General features: G+C 63.0%; 7 protein-coding genes. 4 read left to right on the plus strand and 3 right to left on the minus strand.

From position 1 onward, the window contains the following. Positions 1 to 12: 12 nt before the first annotated feature. Together NW852_RS07035 and cobJ are read right to left on the minus strand one after the other, a co-directional pair. Complete coding sequence (locus NW852_RS07035; protein WP_414398499.1) at positions 13 to 1,860, minus strand: NAD(P)H-quinone oxidoreductase subunit F; 1,848 nt, start codon at positions 1,858 to 1,860, stop codon at positions 13 to 15. Positions 1,861 to 2,003: 143 nt separating this feature from the next. Further along, positions 2,004 to 3,872, minus strand: coding sequence for a precorrin-3B C(17)-methyltransferase (cobJ, locus tag NW852_RS07040; protein WP_414371526.1), 1,869 nt, complete (start codon positions 3,870 to 3,872; stop codon positions 2,004 to 2,006). A 55-nt stretch (positions 3,873 to 3,927) separates the two neighbouring features. Here cobJ and NW852_RS07045 point away from each other — a divergent pair, with 55 nt between their 5' ends. The 4 genes from NW852_RS07045 (at position 3,928) to NW852_RS07060 (ending at position 6,290) form a co-directional block, all read left to right on the plus strand. Then, a complete protein-coding gene (locus NW852_RS07045; RefSeq protein WP_414364130.1) occupies positions 3,928 to 4,590 on the plus strand; it encodes a hypothetical protein in 663 nt (220 codons plus the stop codon). A gap of 64 nt (positions 4,591 to 4,654) precedes the next feature. Beyond that, complete coding sequence (locus NW852_RS07050) at positions 4,655 to 5,119, plus strand: FKBP-type peptidyl-prolyl cis-trans isomerase (protein ID WP_414364129.1); 465 nt, start codon at positions 4,655 to 4,657, stop codon at positions 5,117 to 5,119. A 108-nt stretch (positions 5,120 to 5,227) separates the two neighbouring features. Further along, positions 5,228 to 5,824: a 5-formyltetrahydrofolate cyclo-ligase gene (locus NW852_RS07055; protein WP_414371528.1), complete on the plus strand. Its 597-nt coding sequence runs from the start codon at positions 5,228 to 5,230 to the stop codon at positions 5,822 to 5,824. A 25-nt stretch (positions 5,825 to 5,849) separates the two neighbouring features. After that, entirely contained in the window at positions 5,850 to 6,290 is a 441-nt protein-coding gene (locus NW852_RS07060) for an FxLYD domain-containing protein (RefSeq protein WP_414371530.1), read from the plus strand. Here NW852_RS07060 and NW852_RS07065 read toward each other — a convergent pair. Then, positions 6,287 to 7,561: an amidohydrolase family protein gene (locus NW852_RS07065; protein WP_414371532.1), complete on the minus strand. Its 1,275-nt coding sequence runs from the start codon at positions 7,559 to 7,561 to the stop codon at positions 6,287 to 6,289. The two genes, NW852_RS07060 and NW852_RS07065, sit on opposite strands and share 4 nt — an antisense overlap. Between the last annotated feature and the right edge of the window lie 39 nt (positions 7,562 to 7,600).

The raw sequence follows: 7,600 nt of genomic DNA on the forward strand, positions 1-7,600 counted from the left end.
ACTTCCTCCCACTCAATAGGCCAATCCCAAATGGGGCGAACGCAGCAGCCAAGCGGTAACCACCACGACCCCAATGACAATGAGCAGCACGTAGAGCTGCATCCGCCCCGACAGGGTGTACTTGAGGGCTTCGCCGCTAAACCAAAAAGCCAGGCTCACCCCGTTCACCAGGCCATCCACCCCGTTGCGATCCAGCCATTCCAGTCCGCGGGAGAGGGCGCTGACCGGCTGCACCAGCAGCGCCTGGTAGAGCTGCCCGGTGTAGAAATCCTGGGCCAAGAGATCCTGCAGCTCCGGCCAGGGCAGGCGCAGCCGCCGCCGGCCTCCCCAGTACAGCCAGGCACCAACACTGGCTCCCAGCAACCCTGCGGTCCCCAGCAAGACAGCCATCTGCTGCAGCTCCGGGATCCAAGCGGGATAAAGCCCCCAGCGCCAGAAGAGCCAGGGCATCAGCAAGTTCTGCACTGTCAGGATAACCATGGGCAGGGCCATCAGCCAGCCCACCTCAGGCGCGCGGCGCGTCTTGGGCTGCGGGGATCCCAAAAAGACCAGACCAAACACCCGCGCCAGATTCAAAGCCGTCAGCCCGTTAACCAGCAGCAACACCCCCATCAGGGCCGGCTCGCTGTACACCAGCGCCAGGCGAATGAGAGTCCAAAAGCACCCCAGTGGAGCCACCATCCCCAGGGATCCCACGGCAAAGGCGGCCAGGGTAGCCGGCATACGGCTCCCTAGGCCCCCCAGCTCCGTCAGATCCTGGGTAGCAGTGGTGTAGATGAGGGATCCCACCCCCATAAACAGCAGCGCCTTGGCCAGGCCGTGCATGAGCAGCAGCTCCAGGGCCAAATCCGGCTGCCCCGTCCCCACCGCCACAAACACCAAGCCTAGGTAGGCACTGGTGGAGTAGGAGAAGGTGCGCTTAAGGTCGATTTGCGCCAAGGCCACTAGGGATCCCCCTATAGCCGTAATCGTGCCGATGACCACCAGCACCCCATCCGTGACGGGGGAGAGGGACAAGACTGGCTGCAGCTTGATGAGCACAAAAGCTCCAGCGGCCACCACCGCCGAGTTGCGTAGGATCGAAGCCGGGTTGGGTGCCTCCATGGCCTCATCCAGCCACAGGTGCAGCGGGAACTGGGCGCACTTGCCCAGCGGCCCTGCAATCAAAGCCAACCCCATCAAGGCCGCCCAAGTCGGATCCAAGCTGGTCGTAGCCGCCCAATCCCGCAGGCCGGAAAAGGTCAAGGAGCCGGAGAAATTGGAGACCGCCACCACCCCCATCAACAGCAACAGGTCTCCCACCCGTTTGGTGAGAAAAGCATCCCGCGCTGCAGTAACCACCAGCGGCTGGGCGTACCAGAAGCCCACCAACAGATAGGTGGAAAGCGTCAGCATCTCCAGCAGCGCGTAGCTGAAAAACAGGGAATCGCTGAGGGCGATCCCCGTCATCCCGCCCTCGAAAAAGCCCATCAGAGCGGCAAAGCGACCCAAGCCCCAGTCCTTATCCAAATACCCCAAGGCATAGATCTGGGCCAGCAAGCTCAAGCCGCTGAACCAGACAACGGTTCCCAGCGTCAGAGACGAAACCTCCAAAGACAGGGTCAAATCCAAATCGGCCACCCGAAACCAGAGGTAGTTCAGGATCTGGGGATCCCGACCCCAAACCTGCCGCAACAGCCAAAGGCCATGAGCAAGGGCCGCAAAGGTCAGTAGGATATTGAGGTAAGCTGCCGGACGTGGGCCACTGCGCTTAATCCAGCCACTGGCCCAAGGGAGAGCCAGCGCTGTCCCCACCCAGCCATAAAAGGGGAGCCACCAGGCGCTCTCTGGCCCAATTGCCCAGTCTTCAAAGCCCGCCATCTGCTGCTTGCAACAAGTAGCTAAGCATTTTTTTTCAATGAACGGCTACAGTCCAAATATACACAGGGTACGTAGGAAGCTTGGCTCAGGAAGGTGCAAAATCCCCAGATTTCCGTAAGGCTTTTCCTAGGGGAGCAGAATCCTCAAACCCGCCGGGGATCAGCAGCGCCCAGGCGATAGCCGCGGGGGGTGATCAGCCACCTGCCGTAGCGAAAGGTCTGCGAGTTGCCGATCAAGACCAGGGTAAACATGTCCACCTGCTCAGGATCCAACTCCCCCAGCGTGGTGAGGTGGAAAACCTCGCCGGAACGGTAGAGGTTGCGGGCCACCGCCACAGGGGTGTGGGTGGGACGGGCGGCCAAAAAGATCTGCAGGGCTTTGAGGAAGGGATCCAGCCGCTGCCGCGAGCGGGGATTGTAGAGGGCCACTACAAAGTCAGCGGCCGCCGCCGCCTGCAACCGCTTCTCGATGGCCGGCCAGGGGGTAAGGCGATCGGAGAGGGAAATGGCGCAAAAATCCTGCACCAGGGGCGCCCCCAGGCGGGCGGCGGCAGCCTGAAGGGCGGAGATCCCTGGCAGCACCTCCAGAGAGGGGCAGCTCCCATCCCAGCCGCTGCGGGCCAAGTACTCCAGCACCAGCCCGGCCATGCCGTAGATCCCGGCATCTCCCGAAGAGATTACCGCCACCTGCAACCCCTGCTGGGCCAGGGCAATGGCCCGCTGCGCCCGCTCCACCTCTTGGGTGAGGGGGAAGGCCTCCCGAATTTGGCCGGGGTGCAGGAGGGGTGCCACCAAGTCCAGATAGAGCTGGTAGCCAATCACCACGTCGGCTTGGACCAGAGCCAGGCGGGCAGCCAAGGTCAATTGAGCGGGATCCCCAGGGCCGGTGCCAATCAGCCACAGGTGCCCGGCGCGAGGGGAATACTCCTGAGCAGCGCGGGCAATGGCCAGGGTACACGCTCCCTCAGTCTCTGAGGCAAAGACCTGCTTGGGGCAGAGGAGGGTGGCCCCCTCCTGGGCTAGCTCGTCCTCCCCCGACCAGCGCTGGGCAGCCAAAAGAGCAGCCGCCTCTGCCACCGAAGGGGTGCCCACCGCCTGCCGCACCGCCTCCGAAGGGTGGGGAACTGGGATCCCGGCCAGGGCTTCGGCAGAGAAGAACTGGATAGGCCAGCCGTAGGCCTGGGCCAACTCCAGCAGTCCCGCTTCATCCCGTTTCAGCTCCAGGGTGGCCAAGCCAGCAACGGCCTCGAAGGCCAGCCCCTGGGCCTGCAGCAGGCGGCGCAGGGATCCCTCCAGCCAGGCGCGGCTGGTGCCCCGCTCGCAGCCCACACCCACCCACAGCACCCGTGGATGCCAGTGGACGGTGGGGATGGGGGGGCAGGGTGTTGTATACTCGCCAATCCGGACCTGGGCCACCGCCTGCTCAGGAGGGGTGGTGAAAAGGGGGTGATCTGGGGGCCAGGCCTGGCGCCAAAGCTGTGTGCCACAGGTTTGCTGAACCACCACCGGCTCTCCCCGCGCCAGAGCGACTGCCACTCCGTTCCAATCGCCGGTGCCCCGCTGCCAACTGTAGGGATCCCCCAGCCCATCCAAAGGCGGGATCCCCAGCCCTTCTGAGGCAGAGGTGAGGATGGGCTCGGCTCCCAAAGCAGCCGCCACCCGCCGCGCCAGCGCCTCAGCTCCTCCCACATGGCCGCCACAGAGGCTAATGGCCCAGCGCCCAGCTTCGTCCACCACCACCACCGCCGGATCCCGGTATTTGTCTTGCAAGAGGGGGGCAATGAGCCGCACCACCGACCCAACTGGCAAGACAAAGATACAGCCCTGCACCTGCGGCCAGCTCTGGGCCACCGCTGCCGCCAAGGGATCCCCATAGGCTTGCCAGGGGGGTGGCAGCGGCTCTCCCGGGGGGTTGGCCTTGCTCCAGCAGATCCACTCCTCCGGCAGTAGCGACAGCAAAGGCTGGGCCAAGCGGCGACCGCGCGGGGTAGGGGCAAACAGGGCAAGCTTCATTAGCCTAGGGATCCTATACTGGACTACAGAGCCACCCGCAAATAGACGAGCGCCAATGCCAACCCCCCTTGGACTGATGCTGCCGCTGATCCCCCTGGAGGCTCTGCTCTCCACGAAGGGGCTGATGTTTTTGTTGCTATCGGCCTATGGCGGGGCCATGTGGACATTTTTAAGTGGCGCTCCCCGGGTGTACACCATCATCGTGCCCGATCTGGAGCAGGCAAGGGGCTTCTACGAAAAGGTTTTGAAGCTGCCGGAGGCGGAGCTGCCACTGCAGTACTACTACGGCTACGAGCAAAGCGTCGTCAGCTCTAGCCTGGGATCACCCTATTTTCCAGGGGATATTGGCCTCAGCTCCCGCCTCGATGCCAAAGCCCGCCCCACCTCGACACCTCTCGATACCCCTGGCCTCTGGTATCAGCTCTCCGATACGGTGCAACTGCACGTGATCCCTGGTTCTACTGATCCCTACGCGGCCTCCGTCCCCTACGGCAGTCCCTCCAGGCTCCCCTCTGTACCTGCCTACGGGGCGGCAGCCAGTCGCAGCAGCGGCGTCCGCTATCGCCACACCACCTATGAACGGGAAGCCCTCAAAGCCCTCCTGAAGCGGATCAACAAGCAAGGGATCCGCAACAGCGTCCGCTCCGAAAAGCCTTTTGTCTTCTGGGTGCGCGATCATCAAGGGCAGATCATCGAATTTGCCGAAATAAAAGGATGAAGGGATCCCCTAAGATTGTTGAAGGAAGGGGAAGCAAAAAGTCGGCGAGGGGAGACGCCAACAGATGAAACGGATGCTGCTGCTGTTGCTGGGTTTGCTGTGGATCGGGATGTGGGGTGGACAGCCGGCCGTGGCTCTGTCGCGGGCCAAAGACAACCCCGTGGTGGGCATCCAATCCCCAGCCAAAGACTTCATCACCACCGAGTCTGGCCTGCAATACTACGACATCGCTCAAGGCAGTGGGCCTTCACCTCAACCGGGGCAAACGGTGGTGGTGAACTATGTGGGCAAGCTGCAGGATGGCACCGTCTTCGATAGCTCCTATAAGCGCAATCAACCTTTCACCTTCACCTACGGAGTAGGGCAGGTGATCCGCGGCTGGGAGGAAGGTCTGGCCACCATGCGGGTGGGTGGCAAGCGGTACTTGCGCATTCCGCCGGAGTTGGCCTACGGCAGCCGCGGCGCCGGCGGCGTGATCCCACCCAACGCCACCCTTGATTTTGAAGTGGAGCTCCTGGCCATCCAGTAGACTCTGGATATCCACGCCTAAGCTTGACTGGGGGTGGGGAAAGTCAAGGCGGTGAGATTGCAGGGCGCTGCCGCGACTCCCTTCTGGGTAACAAACCTGTCTCCGTCTGTGGAGCCCAATTTTCCCCCTGAAGCTCCTAGCGCAGAAAAAGCTCGCCTGCGCCAGCACTTCCGCCAAGTGCGGCAGGGGCTGGAACGATCCCTGATCGAGCAGAAAATAGTGGCTCATCTGGCCTCTCACCCCCAGCTTTTGGCGGCCAGAACCATCTTGGCCTACGCGGCCTTCGGCTCCGAGGTGGGTCTGGGATCCCTGTTCGCCCTTTTCCCTGAAAAGCGCTGGGGGATCCCTCGTTGCTTGCCGCAGCGGCAGTTGGGATGGCATCGCTACCACCCAGCCGAGCTTGTTCCCAACCGCTGGGGGCTGCCGGAGCCCTCTCCCACCAGTGAGGTTATCGATCCTGCCGAAGCGGAGTTGATCCTCGTGCCCGCCCTGGCCTGCGACCGCTGGGGAAGGCGTTTGGGCTATGGCGGCGGCTATTACGACCGCTTTTTGGCCTCGCTGCCGGATCCCGGTGTGCCCAAGTGGGGCATTGTCCCGCAGGCTTGCCTGCTGCGGCAGCCTCTGCCTCAGGATCCCTGGGATCAACGCCTGGACGGGATCCAAACCGAAGAGGGGTTTTACCCGGCGGGGGATCCCCTAGACTAAGGGAGATGGGCCTTGGAGGAAAAACATGCGCCAAGTTTGGAAGAAGGGGCTTCGCTCCCTCTGCTGGAGCCTGGGCTGGGCGGCTTTGGCGGCCCTCTTGCTGGGCTTTGGCGCCATCCCCCTACAACTGAAAGATCTGCACATCACCCCCTGCCCGGATACCCCCGAATACACCAACCTGGTCACCAGCAACGGCAACCCCATACCGGCCAGGTGCATGTTCATTGAAGGGACGGTGGTGAACCGCTCCAAAAACACCTTGGTCAATGCGGATGTCTTCGGTCGCCTTTACGATGCCAACGGCAATGAGGTTCTGCCGGAGCGCACCCGCGTGGGAGCCATCGAAGAGGTTCCCCCCGGCGAAAGCCCCTTCTCCATTCGCATCTCCGTGCCCGTGACCAGCCCGCTGCCCTTGACCCTGGAGCAATTCAAGGCCAGCGGCTTCAGCGGCACCGTGCGCCGTTAAAGCTGGCGGGTGAAGTCTACCTGGGCCGGGCGCCCGGGCAGATGGAGTTGGGTAACCACCGGCGGGGTTTGGGCGATCAGCCGTCCCCGACGGAAAACGTACAGGCAAGCCGGTTTCAGGCGAATGGCTTCGACGGCATCGGCAGCCTGGAGCACCACCAAATCGGCATAGCAGCCGGGTTCTAGTCCGTAGCCTTCTAACCCCAGAATGCGGGCCGGGTTTTCCGTAACGGCCAAGAAGCACTGGCGCATCTGCTCATAGCCGGTCAGTTGGGCAGCGTGGATCCCCATGTGGGCCACCTCCAGCATGTTGCCGCTGCCCAGGGGATACCAGGGATCCATCACGCAGTCCTGGCCAAAAGCTACTGTCAGCCCGGCGGCCATCAGCTCCGGCACCCGCGTCAGCCCCCGCCGCTTGGGGTAGGTGTCGTGGCGGCCCTGCAGCACCAGGTTTACCAGCGGGTTGGCAATCACCCCCAGCTCTGCCTCGGCCATCAGGGGGATGAGTTTGCTCACGTAGGCGTTGTCCATGGAGTGCATTGAGGTAAGGTGGGAGGCGGCCACCCGCCCCTGCAAGCCCAGCCGCTGCGTTTCATAGGCCAAGGTCTCCACGTGGCGCGAAAGCGGATCGTCTGTCTCGTCGCAGTGCAGATCCACCCGCAGACCCCGCGCCGCCGCAATCTCGCACAGGGCCCGCACCGAAGCTGTTCCTTCAGCCATCGTCCGCTCAAAGTGGGGGATCCCACCCACCACCTCCACCCCCAAGTCCAGGGCCTTCTCCAAGAGCTGCACCGCTCCCGGCGAGCGGTAGTAGCCATCTTGGGGAAAGGCCACCAGTTGCAAATCCAGGTAGGGAGCAACCTTTTGCTTCACCTCCAGCAAGGCCCGCACCGCCAACAGGTTGGGATCGCACACATCCACATGGGCGCGGATGGCCAGGATCCCGCGCGCCACCGCCCAGTCGCAGTAGGTCAAGGCCCGCTCCATCACTGCCTCTGGCGTCAGCAGCGGCTTCAACTCCCCCCAAAGGGCGATCCCTTCCAGCAAGGTGCCCGATTGGTTGACGCGCGGGATCCCGTAGGTAAGGGTGGCATCCAGGTGAAAGTGGGCATCCACAAAGGGGGGTGACACCAAGCGGCCACTCACATCGATTTCCTGGGGAGCGGTGGCCTGCAGATTCACCTCCAGGGCAACGATGCGGTCTCCCTCAATGCCGATATCCACTCCCTTACGGCCATCCGGCAAGTTGGCCCGACGCAAGATTACATCCATCCCCCTCTTCCCAACCCGGCTTGACCATTTTCTTGCTCA

The sequence above is a fragment of the Synechococcus sp. H60.1 genome (assembly GCF_047462335.1).
Classification (GTDB): Bacteria; Cyanobacteriota; Cyanobacteriia; order Thermostichales; family Thermostichaceae; genus Thermostichus.

What these genes read in the sequence shown, in the direction of transcription:
- NW852_RS07050 (WP_414364129.1), top strand. Translation starts at nt 4,655, where the DNA reads ATGAAACGGATGCTGCTGCTGTTGCTGGGTTTGCTGTGGATCGGGATG.
- NW852_RS07045 (WP_414364130.1), top strand. Translation starts at nt 3,928, where the DNA reads ATGCCAACCCCCCTTGGACTGATGCTGCCGCTGATCCCCCTGGAGGCT.
- NW852_RS07035 (WP_414398499.1), bottom strand. Translation starts at nt 1,860, where the DNA reads ATGGCGGGCTTTGAAGACTGGGCAATTGGGCCAGAGAGCGCCTGGTGG.
- cobJ (WP_414371526.1), bottom strand. Translation starts at nt 3,872, where the DNA reads ATGAAGCTTGCCCTGTTTGCCCCTACCCCGCGCGGTCGCCGCTTGGCC.
- NW852_RS07065 (WP_414371532.1), bottom strand. Translation starts at nt 7,561, where the DNA reads ATGGATGTAATCTTGCGTCGGGCCAACTTGCCGGATGGCCGTAAGGGA.
- NW852_RS07060 (WP_414371530.1), top strand. Translation starts at nt 5,850, where the DNA reads ATGCGCCAAGTTTGGAAGAAGGGGCTTCGCTCCCTCTGCTGGAGCCTG.